Source organism: Rhodonellum psychrophilum GCM71 = DSM 17998, from assembly GCF_000381545.1.
Lineage (GTDB): Bacteria > Bacteroidota > Bacteroidia > Cytophagales > Cyclobacteriaceae > Rhodonellum > Rhodonellum psychrophilum.
Genome location: NZ_KB906692.1, coordinates 12,321 through 38,568 on the forward strand (window position 1 = coordinate 12,321; position 26,248 = coordinate 38,568).

A 26,248-nucleotide genomic window follows, 5' to 3' on the forward strand; every position below is an offset into this window, starting at 1 on the left:
ACATGTCAATCGAAAAAACATCCATAAACAGACGCTCTTTCCTGAAGGTTTCTGCCCTTGCAGGTGGAGGAATGGTCCTTAGCTTTAGTTGGCTGGCGGGTTGTAAACCCACACCAAAAGAAGTGTTGAGCATGCCCAAGGAATGGTTTGAACTCAATAGCTATATCAAAATCGGAGAAAACGGAGCCGTCACACTTTTCTCTCCCAATCCGGAATTTGGCTCCAATGTCAAAACCTCCATGCCGATGATCTTGGCAGATGAATTGGACATTGACTGGAAAAATGTATTTGTCGAGCAGGCAGATTTCTATCCTGAGCGATACGATCGCCAGTTTACAGGAGGAAGCCAGGGCATTCGTCAAGGCTGGACGCCCTTGCGAACTGCCGGAGCAACAGCCCGAATGATGCTTGTCAACGCAGCAGCCCAAACCTGGAAAGTGTCCGCAAGTGAAATCACCACGGGAGCCGGAACAATCCACCATAAATCCAGCAACAAAAAAGCTGGCTATGGGGAAATGGCATCTTTGGCAGCCACCCTGCCAGTACCGGAAGAAGTGAAATTGAAAGAGATCAAGGATTTCAAAATCATCGGAACTTCCAAAAAGAACGTGGACGGGCTAAAGATTGTCACCGGTCAACCCCTTTTCTCGATTGACCATAAAGTGGATGGGATGCTGTACAGTTCGATCGTCCACCCACCGGCTTTTGGGATTAAGCTGAAATCCTTTGACGCTTCTTCGGTGAAGTCCATGCAGGGAATCAAGGATATTTTTTCTGTTAAAGTATTCAGTGAAGACTACGAACGCAACTTTTTCGATACTGCCACTTTCCCCGAGATGGTGGCGATCGTCGGCAATTCCACCTGGGAAGTGCTTCAGGCCAAAAAAGCATTGAAAGTCGAATGGGAAAATGCGCCACAGTCCAGCTTCGCCATGACCGATTTCGGAGGAAATAAATCCACAGGTACAATTCCGGCAGGCCTGGAAAACTCTGCCGACCACAAAGCCAAAATGGCTGAATATACGACCAAGCCCGGAAATATTCTCAGACGTGACGGAGATCCGGAAGCACAGTTTAAAAAAGCTGCAAAAGTGCTCGAGCGCACCTATTCGGCTCCTTTTTTGGCACACAATACCATGGAACCCATGAACTGCTTTGCTGATGTCAGCGGTGGCAAAGCTGTGGTTTATGGACCTACCCAAGCACCTGAATCGATCATGGGTACTTTGGTTCAGGCTTTGGGGATTCCCAAAGAAAACATTCAGATCAATTTGGCGAGAATGGGTGGAGGTTTTGGTAGACGGGCCTATAGCCACCACATGGTAGAAGCTGCCTTGATTTCCCAGAAAGTAAATGCTCCGGTAAAGATGGTTTACACGCGGGAAGATGACATGACTTCAGGGGTTTACCGTCCTACCTACTCTGCCACTTACCGTGCAGCCTTGGATGAAAACAACAAACTGATTGCTTTCCATGTAAAGGCAGGTGGAATTCCTGAAACGCCTATTGCCCCAAACAGATTTCCTGCCGGCGCGATCGACCATTATCTAGCAGAAGGATGGCAGATTGAGTCCAACATCACCATTGGAGCCTTTAGGGCACCGAGGTCCAATTTTATCGCAAGTGCAGAGCAATCCTTTCTGGATGAACTTGCAGAAGTAATGGAAAAAGATCCCATTGCATTCCGGCTTGAACTCTTGGATAGGGCTAAAACCAATCCGGTAGGAGAAAAAAATGATTATAATGCTGCTCGCTATGCAGGCGTATTGGAACTCGTGCGCGAAAAATCCAAATGGAACAGTCCTCTGGACAATGTACACCGCGGTGTATCGGCTTATTTTTGCCACAACTCCTACGTCGCCGAAGTATTGGATATCGTCATGAAAGACAACAAACCCATGGTGGAAAAAGTCTATGCAGCCGTGGACTGTGGCATCGTGGTCAACCCAGATGCTGCAACCAATATGGGTGAAGGAGCGATTGTGGATGGAATCGGCAATGCTTTCTTTGGCGAATTGGCTTTTGAAAACGGCGTGCCAAACAAGACTAATTTTGATAAATACCGGATGATTCGGCAGGCCGAAGCACCGAAAGCAATTGAAGTTCACTTTGTGGACAGCAAGGAAGATCCGACAGGACTGGGCGAACCTTTCTTCCCTCCCGTCTTTGCGGCTTTGGCCAATTCCCTCTACAAGGCAACGGGCAGGCGGTATTACGATCAGCCTTTTGCTCCACAGTTGGAGATGCAGAATCTGAAAATGTGATTTGAAAAGTAATGCTAGGCGTAGTGTCAGGCGCTAGGCGTAGTATTCCACTACGCCTTTTTATTCCTCGAATTTGAAATTCGATAAGAAGGAGCATTCGGATGAAGCTGGATTGATTTTTCCTTTTGCCATTAGAAATGGCTTATTGCGTGAGGCATTCCATTGGGGATTCAACAATATTTGGGTGTAGTAGAAACTACACCCAGCCATGTAGCAGACAACAAAAATTCATTGTTTGATTTTTGTAAGAATCGGTTTGAATTCTGTTCAAACGGTTAAGGGTCTAGCGGTAATTTTACATCGTTAAAATACTGCAAGATCCTTCATTATGAATATGCTACCCCCTCCATTCCTGGGCAATCCCAATAAGACAAAAGTTGATGGATTGTCCGTAGTTCTTTCAATGCTTTCAAAGAGGAATCAAAGAAAATCCATTCTGAAGTTGGGGTTGATCTTAACCATGATTTTCGGTTTGGCTTCTGTCGGTTTTTCCCAAACAGATGAAACCGAAAAACCAAGCTATACCTTCAGAGGCAATATCAGTGCAACCAACAATGGCATTTCATTGGTCCCCACCTTTTCTCTCGGAAGACCCGCTGTTGTTTTCGAATTGTCATTGGGAGGAGAAAGGTTGAGTTTTGACCCGGAAATCCGCTTTGCAATGGATGGAAAACCTTGGTCTTTTATCCTGTGGTGGAGGTACAAAGTGATCAAATCTGAAAAATTCAACCTCAATATGGGTGTACATCCGGCTTTTGTATTTAGGGAAGCCTTGTCAACAAACGGGTTTAAAAATGATTTGATGGTTGCCCAAAGATTTTTTGCCAGCGAGGTATCACCCAGTTACAATATTTCAAAAAAAGTGAAGATTGGACTGTATTACCTTCATTCATTGGGTTTGGACCAAGGCTTGACCAAGAACACCCAGTTTTTGGCTTTCAATATGAACTTCTCCGACATCCACTTGTCTGATCAGATTTATCTCAACATCAGACCCCAGGTATTTTATCTCAAAATGGATGAAAGAGACGGCTATTATGCAAACACTTCTGTACTCATTGCGAAAAGGAATTTCCCACTTGCAATTGGTTCAATCGTAAACAGAAGCCTAAGATCCGATATCATCGGAAACAAGGATTGGGTATGGAATGTGAGTTTAAATTATTCCTTCCATAAAACCTTCGCCAGAAATAATTAATATTGTCAGGAAAGGAATTCAAAATCTATCTTATCATTCGATTCCAATCAAAATGGAAAAAACCGAAAGTTTAGCCGAGTTTTACAAAAGGAAGTTCAACTGGATGCCTGAAAATTTCCGGAACGAAATCGGACACTTCAATATTTTCAGGATTGAGCCGCTTATAGGGGAAAATGGCAAACCAGTCATTCCTTACAAAAGACGGGATTTCTATAAAATTATGCTCGTGAAGGGAAACAGCAAAGTCCATTATGCAGACAAGATCTTCGAAGTAAAAAAACAAGCCCTCTCCTTTTCCAATCCCTATATCCCCTATAAATGGGAACACATCGATGATATCAGAAGCGGAGTATTTTGTATATTCAACCAACAATTTTTCCATCAATTTGGCAATTTAAACCAATATGAGGTTTTCCAGCCGAATGGAAACCATGTATTTGAATTGACCGATGAACAGGCAATTGAGGTTGAGTCGATTTTTGTAAAAATGGAACAAGAGATCCGTTCGGAATACAAATACAAATATGATATTCTGCGAAACCTGGTTTTTGAATTGTTGCATTATGGACTGAAAATGCAACCTTCCACCAACTTCGAAAAGCAACAGATCAATGCTTCTCAGAGGATTTCCGCACTGTTTATGGAGCTTCTTGAACGTCAATTTCCAATAGAAGAGCACCATCCAAAAATCAATTTGCGAACCGCTTCCGATTTTGCCAATCAACTCAACGTCCATGTCAATCATCTGAACAGGGCCCTCAAAGAAACAATGCAGAAAACCACTTCACAGCTGATCTCAGACCGTGTTTTACAAGAAGCCAAGATATTGTTGAAACACAGTACTTTGAACGTTGGGGAGGTCGCTTATGCATTGGGTTTTACCGAAGTTACCCATTTCAACAATTTCTTCAAAAAGCACTTGGGAACAAGCCCTCTGAAATTCAGGAATATAACTTAAAAATAGTTGAAGTCGGACTTCGTTTTTGCCTTGGCCATTAGAAATGGCTTATGGCGTGAGGCATTCCATTGGGAATTAATCAATATTTGGGTGGAGTAGAAACTACACCCAGTGCGGTTGATATCGGACTTCGTTTTGACTTATCCATTAGAAAAGGCTTATGGCGTGATGTTTTCCAGGATGAAAGCAACAATATTTGGGTGGAGTAGCAACTACAGCCATTGCGGATTTTTAAAAATCCCCTAATAATCTTTCCCTTCCAAAAATTCCAAAAACCGGATTTCAGCCCAGGTAAACTCTTGTCCTTTGACCAAAAATCCGGTGTGCCCTCCCCTTTTAGGCATTTCCAGAAAAATCTTCTCATGCTTTTCTGCCAATGAAACGGGATAACATGCATCTCCCAAAAGTGGATCATTGATGGCATTGATGATCAAGGTGGGGATTTGGATGCCCGCCATCCAATTGTCTGCACTTACGCTTTGGTAGAAATCCTTGGCGTCTTTGAACCCATGGACTTTTGCCGTGAAATGGGTGTCAAAGGTGTCGAAATCCTTCACCCTTTTCAGCAATTCCAAATCCACCATATTCGGATATTGCATCCCTTTCAGGAGCATTTTCTTCTTTAATTTCCCTAAAAACCGGTTCTTATAAAATGCATTCCCTTCCAATTTCAACATCGCCGCACTCGAAGGAAGGTTACATGGCGTGGAATAAACGGCTGCTTTCTTAATCTTTGAATTGAGGTCAACACCTCTTTCCCCGATGTATTTCAAAGTTTGGGCTCCTCCCATGCTGATGCCAACCAGATAGTATTCCTGATAGCTTCCTTTTTTCTCCACATGTTGCATCACCGTCTCAAGATCATAGGAAGCCCCATGATGGTATAGAATGGGCGCTTTGTTCATCTCACCCCCGCAGGAGCGGTTGTTCCAAGCCAAGACATCGTAGCCATTTTGATTGAAAAGTTTTGCCAATCCCTTGGCATAGTGGCGGTCAGAACTTCCCTCCAATCCATGGGAAATCACCAGGAGTTTTTTGCTTCCTACTTTTGACCAATCCAAATCCAAAAAGTCATCGTCAGGCGTCAAAATCCTTTCTCTAAGGTATTGAAGTCCTTCTATTTTCCTGAAAATACTGGGGACAATGGTTTCCAGGTGTCCATTGAACAAATGCTTCGGGGGGCCCGAATAGGTGGATTGGGAAATTATAGGCATAAAAAAAGACAATGTTTGAAGAACGAAAGTAATCACATATCCCTTAAGATTGAATATTTTGATTTAAATTGATGGATTGGAAGTGGGATGTCCGAAGTTGGAAGTCCGAAGACAGAAGACCGAAGTTGGAAGACCGAAGACGGAAGATTGAAGTCGGATGACCGAAGAATCGGATATTTCAGTCTCTTGCCAAGACTTTATTGAGTTACCAAAACACCATTGCATACACACATAAACTAAATATATTTAAATGAAATTATTCTGTTTTAAGATTGCCTTGCCTACCCTTTTTGGATTGTTCTTTTCTGTTTCCACGTGCTTACAAGCTCAATCCATAGATGAATCGATTGACAAAATTTACCCTCAACTCGATCAATTGTACAAGCATCTCCACCAAAATCCAGAATTGTCTCTTCAGGAAAAAGAAACATCCGCTTTGATGGCCAAGGAACTGCGGGATCTTGGCTATGAGGTGACTGAAAATATTGGGGGCTATGGAGTGGTCGGGATGTTCAAAAACGGCCCAGGACCAGTCTTGCTGATCAGATCGGACATGGATGCCTTGCCGATGGAGGAAAAGACGGGACTCCCCTATTCCAGCACCAAAAAAGGAATCACCAACGATGGAAAAGAAACCTTCATCACGCATTCCTGCGGACATGATATCCACATGAGTGTTTTCGTAGGCACTGCCAAAATGATGATGCAATTCAAGAACGATTGGAAAGGAACGCTCTTGATGGTAGGCCAACCTTCCGAGGAAAACGGAATGGGTGCCTGGAACATGATGAATGATGGACTGTACGAACGCTTTCCCCATCCTGATTATGCCATTGCACTTCACGATGATCCTTTCTTGCCGGCAGGAATGCTTGGTTATAAATCAGGTGCTTTGATGGCTGGCGTGGACATGATGAACGTAACGGTTTATGGGCAAGGCGGACACGGAGCGGCGCCCCACACGACAATTGACCCGATTGTCTTAAGTGCCCAAATGATTGAGGCCTATCAGACAATCGTGAGCAGGAGAATCGCCCCAACCGAACCCGCAGTGGTCACGGTGGGATCAATCCATGGAGGATCTGTCCATAACATCATCCCGGATGAAGTGACAATGCAGTTGACCCTTAGGTCTTATTCTCCTGAAGTGCGGGAAGAAATGATCTCGAGCATCAAGAGAATCAGCGAAAACCTAGCCAAGGCAGCCGGTTTGTCGGAGGATAAATTGCCGACGTATTGGATCCGAAATCCCTATACACCAGCCTTGCTCAATGATCCCGAATTGACACAAAAGATGGTTTCGGTATTCAAAAACAATATCGGAGAAGATAAGGTCCAGGAAGTACAGGCACAAATGATCGGAGAGGATTTTAGCCGTTTTGGACTCCAGGAAAGAAACATTCCCATTTCCATGTTTTATCTAGGTGCCACAGATCCCGAGACTTTCAAAAACGCGAAGGAAAAAGGACTGGATTTGCCTGGATTACACTCCCCATATTTCGCTCCCCTTCCGGAGCCCACCATCAAAACCGGGGTAAAAGCCATGAGTCTCTTTGCAATGGAAATCCTGAAAAGAGATGAGGTGATGATGGACAATAAAAAATAAAACCTTCCTGTTATATAACGGAAGTTCAAAGAAACATTTATTCAGTGGTTATCCGCTTTCTTGGCAGAAACCCAATATTCTAGCACATATAGGACGGAAGACCGAAGACGGAAGTCGGAAGTCGGAAGACCGAAGTCGGAAGACCGAAGAATCGGATATTTCAGTCTTCTGCCAAGACTTTATTGAATTACCATTTTACCGGCATCATTGCGTACACACATAATTTATTGTGTTAAAAAGGAAAGCGGAACGCATTGCACGTTCCGCTTTTTAGTTTTTCTTTCGGTTGAGGGAAAGCATTTTCAACATCCATTTTGGAAGCGGTTTTTCAGGCTTCCGGTTTTTCATATTCAAATACAATCCCAATTTTTCGATGATGGGGATTTTATGGGTTTCCACAAATTCGATCAGCGTTCCATCCGGATCTTCCACATAAGAAAAATGGCCCGCGGCTTTTCCCATATCAAAACTGTTGCTGCTATCGACGGTAAACGGAAAGCCCATTTTTGTACATTTTTCGGAAAGTGCCTTCATACCCCAAATATCAAAGCAAAGATGGATGAAACCCAAATCCCCCCAATTCCTATCCCTGAAGATTTTAATGGGTTCACGGGTTTTGACTTCCACCAATTCGATTTCTGTCTGGCAAAGCAATTTGCTGAATGCCCCTTTTCTTTCATTTTCACCCTGAAGCAAAATTCTTCTGAACTGGTCATTGCCTCCTGAGACTTGATTGAAATCCTCGAAAACAGCTGTTTTATCATAGCTGACAAATTTGTAGCGCAGTACATTTTGGTACAATGGCAACGCTTTTTCTATATCGGATACTCCTATCACACAACCGGCCACTCCTCCTGTGAGATCACCATTTTGGTTGAACCAAGAGCTGTTTTCCACCATTTCGAACATATTCCCATAAGGATCACGGAGGTAAAAATGCTGTCTTCCATCTGGGCACATGGTAGGCGTACCGATGACATCCAATCCTTCACTTTTAAAAAACCTATACGTCTCCGATATATCCCTGGTCCGGATTTTTACCGCAAAAACACCAAGATCTCCCAAAGTAATATGGAAATCTGCAGCTCGTGGTGTGATCGAAGTGTATTGCCAAATCTCAAAACCTCCTCCTCCCTGCAGGTTCAAGGCAAGGATGGCATACCGATCTTCCGCCTTTCCGGAAGTATATTTGGTCATCAAACTGGCAGTTGCGGCATCTTCAAAAATCGGAACATCCATTTTGAAGTATTTCCGATACCAATCCCAAGCTTCGTGGGCATCTTTTACGCCAATTCCAATTTGTTGTATGCCACTGATGAAAGGCAAAAGTTCTGGATGCTTCGTCATTTTCCGCTTTATTTTTTTGATTTTCGCTCTTGGTGATTTTGGGCAAAATCAAAGCTTTTTTTATGCCATGGAGGACGGAAAGCTTCTTGGACTATTGATCTTCAAACTATTTTTCGGCTAAAACCGCACTCCTCCGGCATCACAAAGGATAAACATAACGATTTATCTATAATCCAACATTCTCTGATAGGTCGATTTTATCTTTTGCGGATGGATTTTAAGAAAAAACATGAGAAAAGCCACCAAATTTGCCCACTGAACCCGAAGCCAGGAATTGGTTTCGTACTTGCGCGCGGAAACCAGGATGCTCTTGGGAAGCAACCGGAACGGATATTTTCTTTTTATTTTCCGTACCAGATCAAAATCCTCCATGATGGTATAATATTCATCAAAACCTTCAAGAGCATTGAAAGTTGATTTCCCGATAAAAAGTGTCTGATCACCACCACCCACCAAAAGTCCATTGAACCTCGTAAACCATGAATTGATACGCAACATCAGTTTGGGTGAATCAAATCGGTACCGAAAGCAACCTGCGGCATACCCATCCGAAATGGCATTCTGGATCTCTTTTACAAAACCCGGAACGAGCCTAACATCTGCATGGACGAAATAAAGGATTTCGCCTTGGGCATATTTTGCTCCAAGATTCATCTGCGCCGCCCTGCTCCTTACTTCGGAGTTGAGCACTTTGGCTCCGAGTGTGCGGGCAATTTCTTTGCTTTCGTCCCTACTACCGCCATCCACCACGATGATTTCGAGTAGATCCGATCCTCCAATTTTAAAAAGCGTCGGAATCGTGCTCTTCAGGTTTTCCGATTCATCCAATACGGGAATGATGATACTAAGCCGCATGTTTAAAAAAATCAGTTGCTTTTCCTTTTGATGACATAGTTTTTGATGGGGCTTTGCATGATTGCCTTTTCCAATTTGCCATTGAGATAGTAGAATTTGTTTTTGTTGCCGTTGACATCTACTTCATAGTAATCTCCTTTTTTCTTGATAGGGGAAGAAAGCCCATAGTTTTCGGCCATGAATACGGCATGCAGGATGGGTTCTTCAAAATACAGTTTGGAAGAACTGAAATAAAATGGGTTGGCCAGTGCGGTGTCCAATTCATACTTGTAGCTGGTCGCGGAGATTTCATACTGCTCATTGATCCAATCAATTTTGGAAAAAAAGTCTCCCCTGTTGGATTTTGTTGTTGTTCTCGACTTCACCAAGAGATTGTCTTTATAATGGCTGATAATTTCAAAATTGACGGATATATTTCCAAAAAACCAAAAGCTCACCAAACTGGTGAGCTCATAGACTGTATTTTTATCTTTTGTGTTTTTCTTGGCATTCAATTCTCCAATGGAAATTCCAGCCACGGAAATATCATATTTGATATTTTCTTGACCATAGGTCTTGTTTGATCACAGAAAAGTCAAAAGAGAAAGGAAAAGCAATTTTTTCATGTTTCGACACCCTTCGGTTTCTTTAAGGGTTTTCTAAGATGGGAAAAATTTACCTTAACAGCAACCCCCTCCATCATAGAAGAAGGTAGCCGGTGAAATATGAATATCCTGCCTGCCTAAATCCATGAGTGCATTGGCAGTTTTGTCACAGATGGACAAGGGCTGGTTTTGCAGCAGGACATGTCCTTTATCGTCATCAAAATATTCGGCAGTTCCATAATAGATCGCGGATTTTCCGGTGAAGATACAAGGCCCATCGGATGGCATTGGGTCTTTGATGGCACAAACTTCCACACTGTCCAAAAAGATCATTTCTTTGGTGTCATATTGTCCTGGCGCAAGGATGCGGTAAGGCCTCTTTGCGCGAACTTCCACCGTTCCGAATCCGGCATCGGTGATCATTTTGAGGTATTCCTCAAGGGAAAGTGAACCGCTTAGGCAAAGCGCCCTCAGGCGATCATCATTTCTTAGCGTCTCAGGCATTTCCTGGTCTGTAACTGGGTCACTCAAAACCAGTCTTCCATAGGGTTTCAAAACCCTGTACATTTCCTTCAATGCTTTTTGAAGATCCTGCTTGGTGAAGATATTGAACAAACAGTTTTGGGCTGCCACATCGATGGAATTGTCTTCAATTGGGAGTGCAAGTGCGGATCCTTTTCTCAGGGAGACAAAATCCCGCTTGAACCAATCGTTCTCCGATTCAGACTCGATAAGGTTTACATCACAGGCCGTCAGCATTTCATCCACAATATCGACCCCAATCACGCCATTTGTTTTCCGGGAAAAATAAGCAAATTGGAGGACTTCCATTCCTCCTCCGACACCGACATACAGGATATTGGGATCGTTGACAAGATCTCGCGGATGTACGGTGCTTCCACAACCATAATTCATCTCCTGCATTATTTTGGGTATGGTCAATCCCGGTAGTTGCCATACCGGTGTGGTGGTACAACAAAGACCTACATTTGGTTTTAATGCGGCATCTCTGTACACATTGATGGTCTCATCTAAATAATCACTCATTTTGTCTCTAGGGTTAAGCGAATGTAAGCATTCCAATCTTTCTCATTGTCGATGTCCGACAACATGGGAAGCAATTGGAATGGAATGTTTTTATCTTTTAATCTTGCTGCTGAAATTTTCAAAACCTCGGAAGTACTCCAAGGAATTTCCTCAAACAAGCTGTTCTCAAGCCGATTCATACCCAATAAATAATACCCTCCGTCTTTTGCGGGTCCAAATACTACCGGAAAAGAGGCCAGGTTGAGGAATGCATCCCGTATGATTTCAGCACTTATCTCAGGACAATCCGTACCGATGATGGCGATGTTTTCGAATCCGGCCTCAGACACTTCCCAAAAGGCATTTCTCATCCTATCGCCCAAATCCGATCCCTGTTGGACCCTGTGGTGGTTGCTATCCAAAGAAACCCTTGCCGGTGGTTCCTCCAAATAATCGGAATAATAAATGAAGACTGCGATTTCCTGGATTTGGGTGATTTGGGAATAGGTCAGTTTCAGCAGATGGTGATATATTTCCAAGGCTTTTTCATTTCCAACTGTGGCCGCCAGTCTGGTTTTGACTTTTCCCAAAACCGGATTTTTCTGGAAAACGATCAGCGCTTGTCCATTTGTTTTTTTCATGGCATTAAGACGTTGTGCCGCCACAGCTGGATCCTGCGCCAGCCGTACAGCCAAAACAATGTTGGTTTACGACAATGTTTCGGTTCAACAATTGGATTTGGTTCCATTCGGAAATGTGCTGACTTCCCGTGGTTTCCACTTTGAGTTCCAGCATCTGATTGAAATCACAATCATACAAAAACCCATCCCAGCCAACCGAAATGGTATTTCTACACATCACATTGGCCGCCGCGACGGGATTGTAGGCATCCAGCAATTTTTCCATGTAGGACTCATAGTTTTCGGAACGGATCAAATATTCCAAAAATCTACTGATCGGCAGATTGGTAATGGTGAATAGAGAATTGAACTCAATTCCGTATTGGCTGCTGAGTTTTTTCTTAAACTCCAATTCCAAGTCGCTTTGCGAAGCGGGAAGAAAAGCTCCCGAAGGGTTGTAGACCAAGTCCAAAACCAATCCGGATCCCGCGATTCCATACCCTACAGCATTCAACATGTTCAGCGCTTTGATCGATTTTTCGAAAACACCCTCTCCTCTCTGGGAATCCGTTTTGACGGCAGTAAAATAAGGCAAAGAGGATGCGATGTCAATTCGATTCGTCTTGAAAAATTCCGGAAGGTCATTGTATTTTGGATTCGCCACAATGATGGTCAGATTGCACCTGACGATGATGTTGATCTTGTCACTGATTTTCCTGATTTCTTCCACAAACCATCTGAAATCAGGATTCATCTCGGGTGCACCTCCTGTCAAATCCACATTTTTGATGTTTTCATTCCTGATGACATCCAGACAAAACCCCATTGTATCCCTGGTCATAATTTCCTTTCTGTCTGGACCTGCATCCACATGGCAATGTTTGCAAACTTGGTTGCACATTTTGCCCATGTTGATTTGGAGGACTTCGATCTGGGTAGGTTTCAGCGGAAACAATCCGGATTCCTTCAGTTTTTTGTAAAATGGAGTGATTTCCGATTGGGCTTCCAACACCTCCAATTCATGGGTGCTGCTGGATAAAGGATGGTTTTGTGCTTTGAGTGACTTCATTACATGGATATTTCTTTGACTTTATTCATCATTTGGGTGCTGTGAACCAAACTGGCTCCTCCCCTAATGGCAGCTGCAACGTGTACGGCTTCCATCATTTGTTCTTCATCACATCCCTTTTCCATCGTGTCCACAGTATAGGCTTCAATGCAATAGGGACATTGGATCGCATGGGAAACGGCCAAAGCGATCAATGATTTTTCTCTTGCCGTAAGGGCTCCCGCTTTGAATACTTCGCCATAATAATCAAAAAACTTGTCCGCCATTGGCTTTTGAAAATCAGCGATTTTACCAAATTTCTTTAAATCTTCAGAATTATAATATGTTTTCATGGTCTCTATTTACGAATGTTGGATGATAGTCAGATGAGGTAATCTTTTATTTTAATCAAAGGTTTCACAATTTGTTGTTTATTTTCTGATCTGCTATTTTTTCAAATCACAAACTATGGTTTCTTGGATGATTGTAAAAGAAGAATCAAAAAAACTTTCCATCCCTCTGAAAGTTTCATTTTTCATTGACTCCTACAAAAGGATTTTTTTTGTATATTTAATTCTAAATTTTGAAAACAATAAAATTAAATATTTTCAACTATGACACTAAGATTAGGTGATTTGGCTCCGAATTTTGTCGCGGAAACAACAGAAGGGACAATTGATTTTTATGAATACCTGGGTGATAGTTGGGGAATACTTTTTTCCCATCCTGCAGATTATACTCCGGTATGTACCACTGAATTGGGTGCGGTGGCAAAGCTGAAGAAAGAGTTTGAAAAAAGAAACGTGAAGGTAATGGCATTGAGCGTTGATGGAATTCCCGACCATATGAATTGGATCAAAGACATCAATGAAACGCAAAACACAACGGTCAATTTCCCCATCATTGCGGACCAAGATCGGAAAATATCCACTTTGTATGACATGATCCATCCCAATGCCAGCGAGAATTTTACCGTGAGATCGGTTTTCATCATTGGAAGAGATAAAAAAGTCAAACTCATCATCGTGTATCCAGCAAGTACCGGCAGGAATTTCGACGAATTGCTTAGGGTCATTGATTCTTTACAACTCACCGCAGATTATTCCGTGGCAACACCTGCCAACTGGAAAAACGGAGAAGACGTAGTGATTGCTCCCGCAATCAAAAACGAGGATATACCGGCAAAATTCCCGAAAGGACACAAAGAAATAAAACCTTACCTGAGAATGACTCCTCAGCCAAATCTTTAAACCTGTTGAACAAATATTTTTGAAGCCTTCAGTATTCACTGAAGGCTTTTTTTGAACATAAAATTTGGGGTCAATGCCCTTTTTAGGAATAAAAATCCTTAATTTCCATTTTTTCAAACCAAATAATCAAAAGACTAAAGTCACCTATGTCAGTTTACTCAATTATTATCGGTTCAGGCAAGTATATCCCCAATCTTGTCGTTAAAAATGAAGTTTTTTTATCAAATTCATTCTTCAATGATAAAGGAGAAAAAATCCTCAAAAAAAATGAAGACATCATCAACAAACTTCAAGAAATCACTGAAATAGAAGAAAGAAGATATCTAGACCCTGATTTGAATACGTCGGATATGGCGTTTTATGCCTCCGAAAAAGCCATTTCCGATGCAGGCATAGATTCAGAAACACTCGATTATATCATTGTCGCCCACAACTTTGGCGATATTCGACATGACAACCAGAAATCCGATTTGGTCCCAACACTCGCCTCAAGGGTAAAACACCTTCTAAAAATCGAGAATCCAGATTGCGTAGCCTACGATCTTCCCTTTGGTTGTCCGGGCTGGCTTCAAGGAGTGATTCAAGCGGATTATTACATTAAATCCGGTGACGCAAAAAGAATTCTTGTGATTGGAGCTGAAACCTTGTCCCGAATTTCCGATCCACATGATATCGATAGCATGATTTATTCTGATGGAGCAGGTGCTGTTATTTTGGAAGGGAAATCTTCGGATACACCAATCGGTATTCTCGCTCATAAAACGCGAACAGATACCCTTACACAAGCCCATTATCTAAAAATGGATATTTCCTATGACCCGGATTTTAAAGACAACACGCTCTTCCTGAAAATGAACGGCAGGAAATTGTATGAATATGCCCTTACCAATGTTCCACTAGTAGTCAAACAAACCATCGAAAAAGCAGGCTTGACCATCCAAGAAATCAAAAAGGTACTCATTCATCAGGCCAACGCAAAGATGGATGCCGCCATTCTCGCAAGGACTTTTAAATTGTTTGAAGTAGAGGTCATTCCCGAAAAAATCATGCCCATGAGCATTTCAAAACTAGGGAACAACTCCGTGGCGACAATCCCAATTCTTTATGATATGATAGTCAAAGAAGAGCTGGAAGACCAAGCAATCCATTCGGGAGATTATTTGGTCTTGGCCTCTGTGGGTGCTGGAATGAATGTAAATGCGCTGATCTATTTGGTGCCCTGAAGCCTCAAATAAATATTTCGCCTATCAAATAGGTCACCGCTTTCCCGGAAATCAAAACCCTCTTGCCGGCCAATTCACAAGTCAATTCCCCTTTTCTAGGAGACATTTGAATAGCAGTCAAGGCATTTTTACCGAGTTTTTCGGACCAGAAAGGAGTCAAGGTGGTATGTGCGGAACCGGTGACCGGGTCCTCGTCCACTCCTACCTGTGGACCAAAAAAACGGGAAACAAAATCAACTTCATTTCCAGGAGCAGTGACGATGATTCCTCTTGCTTTGACTTTGGCGATACTGGGGATATCGAATTTGAGATTTTGTATTTGACTTTCATTTTCAAAAAGCAGCAGGTAATCTGTTTTGCCTTTGAAAGCAGCAATCGGCTTGGGTTGGAATCCCATGTGTAAACTTTCTACCAATACCACTTCACTGAAATCATCGGCCGGAAAATCCAATTGCAAGACATCATTCTTCTTTCTGACATGAAGCGGTCCCGATCTTGGTGACATAAATTCGATTTCATCGCCTTGAAAGCCTTCATGCTGGAAAAGTACATGGGCAGCTGCCAAGGTCGCATGGCCACACAAATCCACTTCTACGGTTGGCGTAAACCACCTCAGCGTAAAATGTTTTCCTTCCCTGACATAAAATGCCGTCTCGGACAGATTATTCTCCATCGCAATTTGCTGAAGGCACTTATCCTCCAACCAGGATGACAATGGAACAACAGCTGCGGGATTACCGCCAAAAACCTTGCTTGCAAAAGCATCCACTTGGTAGATTTTCAAATTCATTATTTGGATTAGTTTATAGATACAAAAATCATTTCCTCATTTCCCTCACCAAATTCCAGCGTGAGGATATTATTCGAAATACCATAACTGTTCATCAGCACAATGGCCTGAAAATACTTGTTTTCGTAAGCCGTATTTATTGCTGACCCGCCCACTTTTGTAGTTGACAGATTTCCCACAGTCCCTATCGTTTGATTTTGGCCCAAACGGTAGCGTCCAACAATTGAGTTGGAAATGCCATTCCCGGTCAATTCAAAATCCCCATCACCGGTTTGGTTTTCTGTCAGGTTAAGCCGTATCAGCAAATTGTCCACATCATTTCCATAGGATGCATAGGCTTCGCAAGGTGGGAAATCAATGAACCCAGATCCCTTGGTTCGAAACCCAATCAATCTCCAGGAGGTTTGGATCCCGACATTTGTTTTTTTGACTTCATAGACCACAGGACAACCTGGCTGACCTTCAGGCGCACAAGCCAGTACCGTAAATGCAAAGCAGAAAGCAATCAGCAGTTTTTTCATGGCGTTCTTTTTATACTTTTGACCTGTGTTATACATTACCAATTCTATTCCGTCCTGGAATTGCTTCATATGCTTCAGTTGATTACAATTTTTGCCTTCATCCTATCGGCAATATCCGTTTATCCCCGAATAGACTGATTTTACAAACTCAACTCCAGAAAGAAATCCAGTTTAAAACGTTTTGAAAGAAATGATCGTATCCCGTGTTCCAATTTTCCATTGGGCAGGATTGTCAAATTTTACCAGCGCCTTGCTTTTTTCTCTCGCCCATACGTTGGGCAATTGCACTCCCCACGATCAATTGCAAGGCATGATACATCATCAATGGCAGTAAAATCACCCCAAAAACAACGGGGTCCGGAAACATCACCCTTCCCATAACCGCTCCTTGGACGAGGGATTTTTTACTTCCACAAAACAAAACCGTGATCCTGTCCGGATCCGAGAACCCAAAAGCTTTGGAAATAACATGCATCAAGCCCAGCATAAACAGAAAAAAGGACAACATCAAAAATCCCAATAGCAGCAATTCCGAAGCAGTCTGGCCTTCAAACATCTTTTCGGCAAAAGATTCAGCAAAAGCGGTAAACACAATCAGAAGGATAATCAATTGATCAAAATTCTTCAAGACAGTGGCATATTTACTTACAACACCGATCAAATACGAATGGAGCAACAATCCCAAAACCACTGGCAAAATCACCTGAAGGCTCAATTTGATAAAGGTATCCATCAACTCAAAAGCCACGGCAGTTTCAGGCAAAAGTAAATCCATCCACAAAGGGGTGATGAAAATGCCGACAATACTCGATATGCTTGCATTGAAGATTGCTGCGGGAAGGTTTCCTCCCGCGATGGATACCATGACCACCGAAGAGGACACGGTGGAAGGCAATGCAGCCAAATAAAACACCCCTAACCAGATGTAAGAGCCTTCATTGCCCCAAATCCAATAAAGAAGAAGGATAACCAAAGGAAAGATTAGAAATGTGGTCGATTGTACCACTGCATGTAGCTTCCAGTTGGAAAGTCCGGCTTTGAGCATTTGTGGACTCAATTTCACACCATAAAAAAAGAAAATGATGGAAATGCCTGCCCCTGTGATTGTTTTCCAAGGCAAAGCCCCATCGGATGTTCCCCATTCTGGAAAAAAACTGGCCAGAAAGATCACCCCTATCAATAAGAAGAAAAAAGTGTTGAGGCCAACACGCTTAAGCGTTTCTCGAATACTAGGCATTTACAAAATATTTAGCCGGTGATTTTTGGTGAATAAAAGGAGCATGCAACAATTTTTCCCTATTTCCTTCTGAAATTGTCACAGATCACTGCCGTTGCGATGGCCACATTGAGGGATTCTGCATTCCCAAATTTTGGAATGGTAAGTTTTTTGGTCACCAAGGGCGCCAATGCGTCCGAAATCCCATTGGATTCATTTCCCATCAGGATGATTCCAGATGGCGTAAGTTCCGCTTCGTGAATGGATTCCCCTTCCATAAATGCGCCATAAACAGGTAGTTTTGATTTCGGAAGAAAGATATTTAAGTCGGTATAATAAACATTCACCCTGGTAAAACTGCCCATGCTGGAATGCAAAACTTTTGGATTGTAAAAATCCGCGGACTCCGTGGACAAGGCAATGTTTTGAATTCCATACCAATCGGCGATCCGGATGATCGTTCCCAGATTTCCGGGGTCACGTACATCATCCAATGCCAACATCAAATCATTGGGTCTTATTTCTAAAGGAGCATTGGCTTTGGTCGTGGCAACGGCAAGTGCTACATCGTTGGTTTGAAAAAATCCAACAGACTCCAGCACCTTTTGTGTGACTTCAAACGCCTCCCCATCAAAATCAGAAAGCAAGGAAGAATGTTCATTTCCGAACTTTGAGGTGAATAAAAGATGGGTAACATCAAAATCAGATGCCAACAATTCCATCACATTTTTCTCACCTTCCACAAAAAAAGAGTTTTCTTGTTTCCTGAATTTTTTCTGGTGCAAGGATTTAATAAACTTAAGCGTATTTTTGCTTAACATCCGGTATATAACTTCTCGTGAATAAGGCCAAATATATAAACTTTATACTTCTTCTTTTTTTGATTTCTGCATGTTCTTTGACCAAGGGACTGAGAAATGATCAATTTTTAGTAAACAAAGTTGAAATCAAGGGGATTAAAAAAAGTGATAAAAACGCCCTTGCGAACCTGATCCAACAAAATCCAAATACTAGAATCCCATTGCTCAATACATCCGTGGGTGTTTCTATTTACCGATTTGGCGAGTGGACCTTTGACAGCACCAAGCATGAGAACAAAATGATCAAATTGGAAGCGGAAAAGAAAGTACTCAGTGACTTGGCTCTAAATGAGTCCCTGAGTAACCAGCAGATAAAACGCTTCAACAAGATCAATAGCCAGATTTCATCCATCGAAAAGAAATTGGAATACGGGAATTTTTTCATGCGGACCGGAAATCCAAGAGTCCTTTATGACAGTGTCATTACACGAGAGACAGCCAGGCAGATGGATTTTTACCTGTCCAACAATGGTTTTTTTGACAGCGAGGTGGATTTTGAGGTAAAAAAAGCAAAAAAATTAGCCAAAGTCACTTACCTCATTACCGAAAATGAGCCTTATATAATCGACTCCTTTTACACGCGTTCAGATGATCCGGAGATATATCGTCTGTTGGAATTGAATGCGTCAAAAGTCCTAATCAAATCAAAATCCAGATATGAACAAACCCAGCTTACACGAGAAAGACAAAGGGTCGAAGATCTCCTCAAAGAAAATGGTTATTATACTTTTTCAAAATCCTACATTGAATTCAATGTATACAAAGACACTGTCGAAAAATCAGTATCCATAGAACAGCTTATCCGAAAACCCAGTTATGAGGGCAATCACAGAGTATATTACTTTGATTCGATCCAGTTTTTCATTGAGTCGCCTACTGATGAATTTTTCGAAAAGGAAAGCAAATTTACCTTTCGGGACATCAAATTCAATATTTACAATGACAAGTACTCGGAAAAAATCATCTCCTCAAGGATTTTTATCAACAAGGGAGACCTTTATAGCAGGTCGGAGGTATTGGAAACCCAGAGACAACTTGCAAATCTAGACCTTTTTCGTTTTGTCAATATCGCCTTCGATACCGTTGGGAACATCCTGCAACCAAAAATATACACCCAACCCAACCAAAAATACCAAATCACCAATCAGCTTGGGGCAAGCATTACAGAACAGATACCAGGCCCTTTTTTCAGTCATTCTTTGAGGAATAGGAATCTTTTCCGGGGAGCTGAAATCTTTGAATTCAATTTCCGGGCAGGACTGGAAGGCGTGGTTTCTGCGACCGGAGAAGGCGGAGTTTTTAGAAGTCGGGAGTTGAACACCTCAGCATCCGTTATTTTCCCGAAATTCTTATTTCCCCTGAAAATTACTTCCTTGGAAAAATTTGGCCGATATAACCCCAGAACCAGAGCCTTGGTGGGGTACAATTACGTCAACCGGCAAGAATATACCCGAGAAAGTTTGAATGGAATTCTTGCCTATAATTGGAATACCCGGAATCTTAAAAATCAATTTACTTTCAATTTATTGGATGCGAATTTTATCCGATCCAGTCTCAACAATGATTTTCGAGTTTTACTGGAAAACCTTCAAAATCAAGGAAATAACCTCATCAACTCCTTTTTACCTTCTTATGTCAGCAGCATTTCAGGTCAGGCCATAATCAATTTCAATCAATACGGAATATTCAACAGGACGAATGCTTCTCTTTTGCGTCTGTTTTTTGAAAGCGGAGGGTCAACCTTGAATTTCGTGAAAAGAGATTTTGTGGACAGAAGGAGCCTGGCTTATTTCCAATTTCTTAAATTTCAGGCGGATTTCAGACGATACATTCCCCTGACCCCAAAACAAACTTTTGCTTACAGACTCAATCTCGGGCTTGCCAAACCTTATGGTGTAAGCGATGGCGTATTGCCTTATGAAAAATATTTCTTTGCGGGAGGAAGCACGGGAATCAGGGCTTGGCAGCCCAGACGCTTGGGCCCTGGTTCTTATACACCAGACCGAAATGAAGACGGCTCTTTCGATTATCGATTTGAGCAGCCGGGAGAAATCCTATTTGAGGGAATGTTCGAATTGAGAAGCAAAATTTATGGCTATTTTGATGGGGTTTTCTTCATTGATGTGGGAAATTCATGGACTTTTGCTCCCGATCCTACCCGACCTGGAGCAAATTTTGAAATAGACAAATTTTACAAAGATTTAGCCGTGGGCACTGGAATCGGATTGAGAATGGATTTCGATTTCTTGATTCTTCGATTGGACATGGGGGTCAAGGCGGTAGATCCAGCCAGGGTTACCGGAGAACGTTTCATTTTGGGTAATTTTTTCAATCGGTTTTTGGGAGAAAAAGGACAAACTGTCTTCAATGTCGGAATCGGCTATCCTTTTTAATCCTCATTTTTTGGGAATGAAAATTAAAAACAAGAAATTAGCCTTACCAGAGATCAAAACATTCCGAAAAATAAGGTTCTCAATGTTAAAGTAATGACAGTTTCAGTATTCAAACAATCCTTGGCTTCAGACTTCCCTCCTTCAGGAATCTCAAGCCAACTTACATCCTTGTGGTATGATGCCAAGAATGATTGGCAAAAGGCCCATGACTTGGCGGATGGACCTACGGATTTATTGTCTGCAAGGGTACATGCGTATCTCCATCGAAAAGAAGGGGATATTTGGAATGCGGATTATTGGTATCGGCGGGCGGGTGAAAAAAGACCAGATACTAGCCTTGAAGAGGAGTGGGAAATGTTGGTTTCCAGAATCTTAAACAAGGCCTAAAAAAATTTCACTCTAAAAGCCGATATTGGGGATCAATTGTCTGCCAAACTTTCATCGCTTTCTTCCACCTCTCTCAATTCCACTTTGACCGCCTGAGAAAGTGGAATAATGTCGCCACCTGTTTTTACAGCGATATAATATGTAATCTGGGCACCGAAAAGGAAAATCACCACTGAATAATATACCCAAACCAAAAGGACCACAAGAGATCCAGCAGTACCGTATGCACTTGCAAAATCAGTATTGCCCATGTAGAAGCCTATCAGATATTTGCCGGCGGCAAATAGGATCATCGTAACAAAAGCACCCATCCAGGTATCTCGCCACCTTACCTTGGCATCTGGCAAGATCTTATACATCAAAGCGAATATCACCACCAGCAATGCCTGTGCTAGGACCAAATGGATAATAGAAACCAAATACACGGTCACCGATTCCAGAAAATAATCGAAATAGGTAAACAACACAATAATCAGCGCATCCAAAACCAAGGAAACCAGTAAAATAAAACCAATAGAGGCGACCATGGAAAAGCTCAACAACCGATTGATGATAAATTTTAGAATCCCTTTTTCGGGTTTTGCTTTGATGTGCCAAATGTGATTGATGGCATTCTGTAAACTTACAAAGACAGTGGTGGCACTGAAACCCAAAACAAAGATGGCGATGATATTGGAAATCATTCCCCCAGAACTTTGGGTGATATTTTCCATGATGTTTTCCAAGGTGGCAACACTCTCCTCCCCTGCCAATTCGCCGACTTGGGACAATATTTCCTCTTTAATCCTGGATTCTTTGTAAAATGTGCTCCCAATATTAAGGATGATGATCAGGAAAGCCGGCAAGCTGAAAATGGTGTAAAAAGCGGTTCCAGCAGAAAAAATCATGGAATCACTTTTGCCGAAATTTTTTATGCTATCAAACAGTATTTGAAAAAAAGTCAGCTCTTTAAATCGTTTAATCATGGAATTCTTTCTAAAATAAAGTCAAAAGAATTATATTATTCTTTCTCTAAATTGGAATCTCACAAATTTAACCACATTTCACAAAAAATATAGACAATTTGAATAATTAACCTTTTGACTTTTGATTCAATCTTTTTTGGAATTATTATTTTTTCATTCCAATTCCCACAAATCCTCCATCTTGTATGGGCTTTGCCCCTTCGTGAAAAATGAGCCATCAATGAATCTATGCCTCGTTGAAATTGAATTCAATTTCTCAAGATCTCCTTCATCCAATTGGATTTTAGTGGCTTCCAAGTTCTGTTTGATCCGCTCCTGATTGACGGATTTGGGGATCACGACGATGTCCCGATGTATCGAATATGCGATCAGGATTTGAGCAGCGCTGCAGTGATGTTTCTCTGCCAATACCCGTATCATTTTATCTTCCAATAGTATCGGCTCATCAGGTTTTTTTGCCTGAGATGATCTATCCCCAGAACCCAATGGAGAATATGCAGTTAGGTGGATTCCATTTGATTTGCAAAAATTCACCAGTTTTTCCTGTGGAAGGTAAGGATGCATTTCCACTTGGTTCATCTCTGGTTTTTCGGTACAGTTTTTCAGGATTTCTCCCAATTTTGTAATATTAAAATTGGAGACTCCGATATTTCTGGCATAGCCGAATTTTTTGACCTCTTCCATGGCCGCCCACGTTTGAGAAAGCGGAACATCACTGTAAGTATAAAAATCCTTTCGAATTTCGGCAAACCCCACTCCCGCTTTGAAACTTATTGGCCAATGAATTAGATACAAATCGAGATAATCCAGCTGGAGATCCATTAAGGTTTGTTTCAAAGCCGGTTTCACATCTTCCCTTCTGTGGGCATTGTTCCAAAGTTTCGAGGTGATAAACATTTCCTCTCTTTTCACCAAACCGTCCTCAAATGCTTTTTGAAGGGCTTTTCCTACTTCTTTCTCGTTGTTATAAATGGCGGCACAATCTATATGTCTGTATCCTGCTTCAATCGCCCAAAGTACAGCTTGATAAACTTCCCCTGGTTTTGACTTCCAAGTTCCCAAACCCAAAATCGGGATTTGATCGCCATTGCTAAAAGTGATTGTTTTCATATTCAAAGTTATTTAGAATGTAAAGATATTGTTTGGGATTTCGATTGGAACCTGCACTTCATCCAAGCAAGCTCCGAATATCGTCAATACTCCCTAAGTTTGACCAAATATTTTTTGAAACTGTTCATCACAAAAAGATGCAACCTGGCCTGCGTGTTCAAATAGAGCAACCAAGGCAATCTGGGGACAAATTCATGAATAGCAGAAATGATGTATTTTCCTCCCAAAACCTCCCTGAATTCCAACCAGCCATAATCAAAACGTTTGACCAGCCAGCCTCCCGTGATATAAAACAATTGCCGCTCGACATCACTTCTGTCTGGGATCCATGTCAACTGCAACATGGGCTTGGAGCTGTTTAACAAATAGAATCCAAGGTCGCCATTCTCGTTTTCCTTGGCCTTGATCAAAAAGCGAAAGTAAATCGGCAACCAAAGTTTATACCTGTTGGCTACCCAAAGTGAACTTTTTCTTCTGGCATTTGGCAAGCGTTGGATACTCCTAACCGTATTTTTAACGGCAGTGTCTCTTTTAAAGGTTGGAGATTTCGAAACTTTGTTGCTCGGATCCAAAGCCACCGCCACACTTTCCTTATAACTGAGATAATCAATTTCCTTCTCCTCAAATTTCAGTTCCTCCGACACAGTCAGGGTATGCTTGAGACTTTCAACCAAGGGATAAACCAGTTTTGTAGGACTATTTCCAAAGTAACTCACCCAAAGTTTCGAAAAACCAATTGAAAGGAGAGGCACCGAGAAAATCCATCGCTTTTTGCCCATCACTTCTGCCGTTTGAATCAGCATTTCCTTGTAGGTCATCACCTGGGGACTTCCGATTTCAAAGGATTTCCCATAAACATTTTCATTTCCAAGACAGGCATCCATGATGGTAAGCGTATCTTTAAGTGAAATGGGTTGGGTTTTAGAATTGGTCCAGGCCGGACAGACCAAAATGGGGAGTTTTTTGACAAGATTCCTGATCATGTCGAAGGAAGAACCTCCTGGGCCAACAATAATTCCAGCCCGCAATGCGGTAAGTGCCGGTTTTCTATTGCCCAAAGTTTTTTCAACTTCCAATCGACTTCTCAAATGGACAGACATGTTTTCTTCCAAAACCTCTTTGGGAAGGATGCCTCCCATATACAGAATTTGTTTGATGCCATTGCTTTCGGCAGCCCGGGCAAAATTGTCCGCCAACAAAAGATCCGTATCTTCAAAATTCCCTTGGTTCAACCGAGTGGAAGCGCTCATGGAGTGAATGAGATAGATCGCAAAATCCACCCCCTCCAATGCTTTGGTGGTCGAAGTGATCGAATAGAGTTCGACTTGTCTCCATTCCACATCTGGGTCCGGGTTGACATCGATTTCTCTTCTGCTTAGGGCTACGATGTGGTACTTGTCCTTAAATTGGTCAATAAACCATTTTCCGATATATCCACCTGCACCTGCTATTGCGACTGACTTTTTCAATTAATGTGGGTTTTGTAAACTGTATAAACAAGCTTCTGCGGCCTTTCTTCCGGAGGTCATCGCCGCATTGATGGAGCCATTCAGCAAGTAATCTCCCGCCAAAAACACGCCGTCCATTATTTTGGTATTGCTGAAGGGAATACTATTCTGGAGGTCATCCAGATCCGGCAGCGCTTCTTGGATTTCATAGGTTTTTATCCATTTGAAATGTTCCGACTTGATTCCTGTTAAGGCTTCCATTTCAATTGCTATTTTTTTGGCTAGGGAATCATCGACACCCACATTTTTGATGACCGAGACGGAAAGCAACGCTTTTCCTTCCTTGGAATAGGCAGGGCTCACATCGGTCATAAAAACCAAATTATTGCTCAAAAAGCTTTCATACGGCACAAGGGCAATCATTGGAGAAATCATAAATGATTTTTCCAGTGAGAAATAAAGGTTGATAACTTTCCTGTCTGGCTTGAATTGCCCGGACAACTGTGGCAGCAACAAATCGGGTCTAGTGGCAATGATTATTTTATCGGCCAATATCCTTTCCCCTGATTTCAATATGATCTGATTTCCTTCTATTTTTTCGACAGGGGTATTCAGCTTGATCGTGGTTTTTTGCAGTTTTTGGGACAATTGGTTCGGAATGGCCTGCATTCCCAACTCAGGGACTGCTGCATTGCCGATACCGAACATCTTGAAAACAAACTTGAACATCCTAGATGATGTCTCTAGATTTTCTTCCAAAAAAATACCTTTGAAAAATGGCTTGAAGAAATTTTCTATGATTTTTTCTGAAAAACCATATTGTTGAAGAAACTTCAAGGTGCTCATAGAAGGCTCTGCAAAAATCTCTTCCTCGCTTTTCTTCTTGAGGGATTGGGTCAATAGGAAAATCTTGATTTTGTCTTTCAGGGTTCCCACGGGAGAAAATGCCATGTTGATAACCTTTGAAGGCTGCCGCAAGGGGTCATGAATGGTGAATAGATTTCCGGGTTTCATCACCACCGCTCCCGGAGCAAAGGTTTTGAGGTGTAATTCCTGATAATCCAAATAGCGAATGGCTTCAGGATAAGCCGTCAAAAGTACTTGAAAACCCCTGTCCAAAAGAAATCCATTCACGTCATCCGTTCTCACCCTACCCCCAACGCCATCAGAAGCCTCCAGTATTACAGGAGAAATTCCCGCTCTTTCCAATTCATATGCGGCGATCAGTCCCGAAATCCCTGCACCAACAATATAAACCTTTGTTTCACTCATGATGTAGTTTGTTTATTTAAAAGACCAATATCCAATGAAATTGTTTAAAGATTCAATTTAACTTTTTCTATGGTACCAATTAAGGATTTTATT

24 protein-coding genes are annotated in these 26,248 nt (G+C 42.0%); 8 read left to right on the top strand and 16 right to left on the bottom strand.

What is annotated here, in order from left to right; genetic code table 11:
* Nucleotides 1-2: 2 nt before the first annotated feature.
* The 3 genes from F824_RS0121560 (at nucleotide 3) to F824_RS0121575 (ending at nucleotide 4,420) form a co-directional block, all read left to right on the top strand.
* Complete coding sequence (locus tag F824_RS0121560; protein WP_019600019.1) at nucleotides 3-2,264, top strand: xanthine dehydrogenase family protein molybdopterin-binding subunit; 2,262 nt, start codon at nucleotides 3-5, stop codon at nucleotides 2,262-2,264.
* 328 nt (nucleotides 2,265-2,592) lie between these two features.
* The gene (locus F824_RS0121570; RefSeq protein ID WP_019600021.1) at nucleotides 2,593-3,462 is read left to right on the top strand and encodes a hypothetical protein; all 870 of its coding nucleotides are present in this window, start codon (nucleotides 2,593-2,595) and stop codon (nucleotides 3,460-3,462) included.
* Between the two features lie 52 nt (nucleotides 3,463-3,514).
* The gene (locus F824_RS0121575) at nucleotides 3,515-4,420 is read left to right on the top strand and encodes a helix-turn-helix domain-containing protein (RefSeq protein WP_019600022.1); all 906 of its coding nucleotides are present in this window, start codon (nucleotides 3,515-3,517) and stop codon (nucleotides 4,418-4,420) included.
* 242 nt (nucleotides 4,421-4,662) lie between these two features.
* Here the strand turns inward: F824_RS0121575 and F824_RS0121580 are convergent, their stop codons facing one another.
* Nucleotides 4,663-5,634: a YheT family hydrolase gene (locus tag F824_RS0121580; RefSeq protein WP_019600023.1), complete on the bottom strand. Its 972-nt coding sequence runs from the start codon at nucleotides 5,632-5,634 to the stop codon at nucleotides 4,663-4,665.
* A gap of 250 nt (nucleotides 5,635-5,884) precedes the next feature.
* Between F824_RS0121580 and F824_RS0121590 the strand changes: the two genes are divergently transcribed.
* Nucleotides 5,885-7,240 carry an amidohydrolase gene (locus F824_RS0121590; protein ID WP_019600025.1) on the top strand — a complete coding sequence of 452 codons (1,356 nt, stop codon included), beginning with the start codon at nucleotides 5,885-5,887 and terminating at the stop codon, nucleotides 7,238-7,240.
* Between the two features lie 270 nt (nucleotides 7,241-7,510).
* Here F824_RS0121590 and F824_RS0121595 read toward each other — a convergent pair whose 3' ends face one another.
* The 7 genes from F824_RS0121595 to F824_RS0121630 form a co-directional block, all read right to left on the bottom strand.
* Nucleotides 7,511-8,587, bottom strand: coding sequence for a VOC family protein (locus tag F824_RS0121595; protein ID WP_026333851.1), 1,077 nt, complete (start codon nucleotides 8,585-8,587; stop codon nucleotides 7,511-7,513).
* 162 nt (nucleotides 8,588-8,749) lie between these two features.
* Nucleotides 8,750-9,442: a TIGR04283 family arsenosugar biosynthesis glycosyltransferase gene (locus F824_RS0121605; protein ID WP_019600028.1), complete on the bottom strand. Its 693-nt coding sequence runs from the start codon at nucleotides 9,440-9,442 to the stop codon at nucleotides 8,750-8,752.
* 11 nt (nucleotides 9,443-9,453) lie between these two features.
* A complete protein-coding gene (locus F824_RS26720; RefSeq protein WP_019600029.1) occupies nucleotides 9,454-9,960 on the bottom strand; it encodes a DUF6134 family protein in 507 nt (168 codons plus the stop codon).
* A 141-nt stretch (nucleotides 9,961-10,101) separates the two neighbouring features.
* Nucleotides 10,102-11,073 carry an arsenosugar biosynthesis arsenite methyltransferase ArsM gene (gene arsM / locus F824_RS0121615; RefSeq protein WP_019600030.1) on the bottom strand — a complete coding sequence of 324 codons (972 nt, stop codon included), beginning with the start codon at nucleotides 11,071-11,073 and terminating at the stop codon, nucleotides 10,102-10,104.
* Entirely contained in the window at nucleotides 11,070-11,693 is a 624-nt protein-coding gene (locus F824_RS0121620; RefSeq protein WP_019600031.1) for a TIGR04282 family arsenosugar biosynthesis glycosyltransferase, read from the bottom strand. The genes arsM and F824_RS0121620 overlap by 4 nt, the downstream gene beginning before the upstream one ends.
* 4 nt (nucleotides 11,694-11,697) lie before the next feature.
* Nucleotides 11,698-12,741: an arsenosugar biosynthesis radical SAM (seleno)protein ArsS gene (gene arsS, locus F824_RS0121625; RefSeq protein ID WP_019600032.1), complete on the bottom strand. Its 1,044-nt coding sequence runs from the start codon at nucleotides 12,739-12,741 to the stop codon at nucleotides 11,698-11,700.
* Nucleotides 12,741-13,073 (bottom strand): arsenosugar biosynthesis-associated peroxidase-like protein, encoded by a 333-nt coding sequence (locus F824_RS0121630; RefSeq protein WP_019600033.1) that lies wholly within the window; start codon nucleotides 13,071-13,073, stop codon nucleotides 12,741-12,743. Before F824_RS0121630 ends, arsS begins: the two co-directional genes overlap by 1 nt.
* 261 nt (nucleotides 13,074-13,334) lie before the next feature.
* Between F824_RS0121630 and F824_RS0121640 the strand changes: the two genes are divergently transcribed.
* Nucleotides 13,335-13,970 carry a peroxiredoxin gene (locus F824_RS0121640; protein WP_019600035.1) on the top strand — a complete coding sequence of 212 codons (636 nt, stop codon included), beginning with the start codon at nucleotides 13,335-13,337 and terminating at the stop codon, nucleotides 13,968-13,970.
* A gap of 146 nt (nucleotides 13,971-14,116) precedes the next feature.
* A complete protein-coding gene (locus tag F824_RS0121645) occupies nucleotides 14,117-15,193 on the top strand; it encodes a 3-oxoacyl-ACP synthase III family protein (protein ID WP_019600036.1) in 1,077 nt (358 codons plus the stop codon).
* A gap of 4 nt (nucleotides 15,194-15,197) precedes the next feature.
* Here the strand turns inward: F824_RS0121645 and F824_RS0121650 are convergent, their stop codons facing one another.
* The 4 genes from F824_RS0121650 to F824_RS0121665 all read right to left on the bottom strand — a co-directional run bounded on the left by F824_RS0121650 (nucleotide 15,198) and on the right by F824_RS0121665 (nucleotide 18,541).
* Nucleotides 15,198-15,983 carry a PhzF family phenazine biosynthesis protein gene (locus F824_RS0121650; protein WP_019600037.1) on the bottom strand — a complete coding sequence of 262 codons (786 nt, stop codon included), beginning with the start codon at nucleotides 15,981-15,983 and terminating at the stop codon, nucleotides 15,198-15,200.
* An 8-nt stretch (nucleotides 15,984-15,991) separates the two neighbouring features.
* Nucleotides 15,992-16,573 (bottom strand): META domain-containing protein, encoded by a 582-nt coding sequence (locus F824_RS0121655; protein WP_019600038.1) that lies wholly within the window; start codon nucleotides 16,571-16,573, stop codon nucleotides 15,992-15,994.
* A 163-nt stretch (nucleotides 16,574-16,736) separates the two neighbouring features.
* Nucleotides 16,737-17,741, bottom strand: coding sequence for a bile acid:sodium symporter family protein (locus F824_RS0121660; protein WP_019600039.1), 1,005 nt, complete (start codon nucleotides 17,739-17,741; stop codon nucleotides 16,737-16,739).
* A gap of 59 nt (nucleotides 17,742-17,800) precedes the next feature.
* Nucleotides 17,801-18,541 (bottom strand): TrmH family RNA methyltransferase, encoded by a 741-nt coding sequence (locus F824_RS0121665; RefSeq protein WP_019600040.1) that lies wholly within the window; start codon nucleotides 18,539-18,541, stop codon nucleotides 17,801-17,803.
* 17 nt (nucleotides 18,542-18,558) lie between these two features.
* On the opposite strand from F824_RS0121665, the gene tamL reads away from it, so the two are divergent.
* Nucleotides 18,559-20,973: a translocation and assembly module lipoprotein TamL gene (gene tamL, locus F824_RS0121670; protein ID WP_019600041.1), complete on the top strand. Its 2,415-nt coding sequence runs from the start codon at nucleotides 18,559-18,561 to the stop codon at nucleotides 20,971-20,973.
* Nucleotides 20,974-21,066: 93 nt separating this feature from the next.
* A complete protein-coding gene (locus F824_RS0121675; RefSeq protein WP_019600042.1) occupies nucleotides 21,067-21,360 on the top strand; it encodes a hypothetical protein in 294 nt (97 codons plus the stop codon).
* A gap of 32 nt (nucleotides 21,361-21,392) precedes the next feature.
* Here F824_RS0121675 and F824_RS0121680 read toward each other — a convergent pair whose 3' ends face one another.
* From F824_RS0121680 to F824_RS0121695, 4 genes are all read right to left on the bottom strand, one after another.
* Entirely contained in the window at nucleotides 21,393-22,325 is a 933-nt protein-coding gene (locus tag F824_RS0121680) for a YihY/virulence factor BrkB family protein (RefSeq protein WP_019600043.1), read from the bottom strand.
* Nucleotides 22,326-22,478: 153 nt separating this feature from the next.
* Nucleotides 22,479-23,435: an aldo/keto reductase gene (locus F824_RS0121685; protein WP_019600044.1), complete on the bottom strand. Its 957-nt coding sequence runs from the start codon at nucleotides 23,433-23,435 to the stop codon at nucleotides 22,479-22,481.
* Nucleotides 23,436-23,518: 83 nt separating this feature from the next.
* Nucleotides 23,519-24,904: an NAD(P)H-binding protein gene (locus F824_RS0121690; protein ID WP_019600045.1), complete on the bottom strand. Its 1,386-nt coding sequence runs from the start codon at nucleotides 24,902-24,904 to the stop codon at nucleotides 23,519-23,521.
* Nucleotides 24,905-26,155 (bottom strand): protoporphyrinogen/coproporphyrinogen oxidase, encoded by a 1,251-nt coding sequence (locus F824_RS0121695; RefSeq protein ID WP_019600046.1) that lies wholly within the window; start codon nucleotides 26,153-26,155, stop codon nucleotides 24,905-24,907.
* Between the last annotated feature and the right edge of the window lie 93 nt (nucleotides 26,156-26,248).

What these genes read in the sequence shown, in the direction of transcription:
- F824_RS0121560 (WP_019600019.1), top strand. Translation starts at nt 3, where the DNA reads ATGTCAATCGAAAAAACATCCATAAACAGACGCTCTTTCCTGAAGGTT.
- F824_RS0121570 (WP_019600021.1), top strand. Translation starts at nt 2,593, where the DNA reads ATGAATATGCTACCCCCTCCATTCCTGGGCAATCCCAATAAGACAAAA.
- F824_RS0121575 (WP_019600022.1), top strand. Translation starts at nt 3,515, where the DNA reads ATGGAAAAAACCGAAAGTTTAGCCGAGTTTTACAAAAGGAAGTTCAAC.
- F824_RS0121580 (WP_019600023.1), bottom strand. Translation starts at nt 5,634, where the DNA reads ATGCCTATAATTTCCCAATCCACCTATTCGGGCCCCCCGAAGCATTTG.
- F824_RS0121590 (WP_019600025.1), top strand. Translation starts at nt 5,885, where the DNA reads ATGAAATTATTCTGTTTTAAGATTGCCTTGCCTACCCTTTTTGGATTG.
- F824_RS0121595 (WP_026333851.1), bottom strand. Translation starts at nt 8,587, where the DNA reads ATGACGAAGCATCCAGAACTTTTGCCTTTCATCAGTGGCATACAACAA.
- F824_RS0121605 (WP_019600028.1), bottom strand. Translation starts at nt 9,442, where the DNA reads ATGCGGCTTAGTATCATCATTCCCGTATTGGATGAATCGGAAAACCTG.
- arsM (WP_019600030.1), bottom strand. Translation starts at nt 11,073, where the DNA reads ATGAGTGATTATTTAGATGAGACCATCAATGTGTACAGAGATGCCGCA.
- F824_RS0121620 (WP_019600031.1), bottom strand. Translation starts at nt 11,693, where the DNA reads ATGAAAAAAACAAATGGACAAGCGCTGATCGTTTTCCAGAAAAATCCG.
- arsS (WP_019600032.1), bottom strand. Translation starts at nt 12,741, where the DNA reads ATGAAGTCACTCAAAGCACAAAACCATCCTTTATCCAGCAGCACCCAT.
- F824_RS0121630 (WP_019600033.1), bottom strand. Translation starts at nt 13,073, where the DNA reads ATGAAAACATATTATAATTCTGAAGATTTAAAGAAATTTGGTAAAATC.
- F824_RS0121640 (WP_019600035.1), top strand. Translation starts at nt 13,335, where the DNA reads ATGACACTAAGATTAGGTGATTTGGCTCCGAATTTTGTCGCGGAAACA.
- F824_RS0121645 (WP_019600036.1), top strand. Translation starts at nt 14,117, where the DNA reads ATGTCAGTTTACTCAATTATTATCGGTTCAGGCAAGTATATCCCCAAT.
- F824_RS0121650 (WP_019600037.1), bottom strand. Translation starts at nt 15,983, where the DNA reads ATGAATTTGAAAATCTACCAAGTGGATGCTTTTGCAAGCAAGGTTTTT.
- F824_RS0121655 (WP_019600038.1), bottom strand. Translation starts at nt 16,573, where the DNA reads ATGAAGCAATTCCAGGACGGAATAGAATTGGTAATGTATAACACAGGT.
- F824_RS0121660 (WP_019600039.1), bottom strand. Translation starts at nt 17,741, where the DNA reads ATGCCTAGTATTCGAGAAACGCTTAAGCGTGTTGGCCTCAACACTTTT.
- F824_RS0121665 (WP_019600040.1), bottom strand. Translation starts at nt 18,541, where the DNA reads ATGTTAAGCAAAAATACGCTTAAGTTTATTAAATCCTTGCACCAGAAA.
- F824_RS0121675 (WP_019600042.1), top strand. Translation starts at nt 21,067, where the DNA reads ATGACAGTTTCAGTATTCAAACAATCCTTGGCTTCAGACTTCCCTCCT.
- F824_RS0121680 (WP_019600043.1), bottom strand. Translation starts at nt 22,325, where the DNA reads ATGATTAAACGATTTAAAGAGCTGACTTTTTTTCAAATACTGTTTGAT.
- F824_RS0121685 (WP_019600044.1), bottom strand. Translation starts at nt 23,435, where the DNA reads ATGAAAACAATCACTTTTAGCAATGGCGATCAAATCCCGATTTTGGGT.
- F824_RS0121695 (WP_019600046.1), bottom strand. Translation starts at nt 26,155, where the DNA reads ATGAGTGAAACAAAGGTTTATATTGTTGGTGCAGGGATTTCGGGACTG.